This window comes from Sphingobacterium composti (genome assembly GCF_009829075.1).
GTDB classification, from domain to species: Bacteria; Bacteroidota; Bacteroidia; order Sphingobacteriales; family Sphingobacteriaceae; genus Sphingobacterium; species Sphingobacterium composti.
Genome location: NZ_WUQZ01000060.1, coordinates 1 through 655, shown reverse-complemented (window position 1 = coordinate 655; position 655 = coordinate 1). Strand labels below are relative to the sequence as shown.

Here is a 655-nt window from a genome sequence, read left to right as displayed (position 1 = left end):
TACACCAATTATTCCGCGACAAAGTACACCACTGGATATTTAGATAAAATGATTGCTAAGTTAGGGATCAGATATATTCCTAATTATGGCAAATAAACCTCTAAGTATGCAAAAAATTAGACAGATATTACTGTTTGTCGAGCGTGGTTTTTCTCAACGATCAATAGAAAGAGAGACAGGTATAAATAGACGGACGATAGCTGGGTATATTAAAACCTTTACTTCTAGCGGCCTAAGCATCCAGGAGCTTCTATTGTTTAATGACCATGATCTTCAAGTTTATCTCAATATTGATAAAAAGGAGACTGTAGTAAAAGATGCAAGACAATTACATTTAGAATCCCATTATGAATATTTTACTACTGAACTTCGCCGTGTAGGTGTAACTCGTCAATTGTTGTGGCAAGAATATATTTCTGAATACCCGGATGGTTTTGGTTATTCTAGATTCTGTGAACTTTTACAGGATCATTTGCGTAAAGGTAATTCTACTATGCATTTTGATCATGAGCCAGGCAGACTTTTAGAAATTGATTTTGCAGGAGATAAACTTCACTATGTCGACACAAGCACTGGAGAACTTATTGAATGTCCTGTTTTTGTAGCTGTTCTTCCGTATAGTGGATATAGTTATGTTGAAGCCCTACCTAATGCT

Annotated in this window: 1 pseudogene; it reads left to right on the top strand. The window is 35.6% G+C overall.

What is annotated here, in order from left to right:
- Window positions 1-106: 106 nt before the first annotated feature.
- Window positions 107-655 (top strand): annotated as a pseudogene (locus GOQ17_RS16045) (IS21 family transposase); the annotation flags it as partial.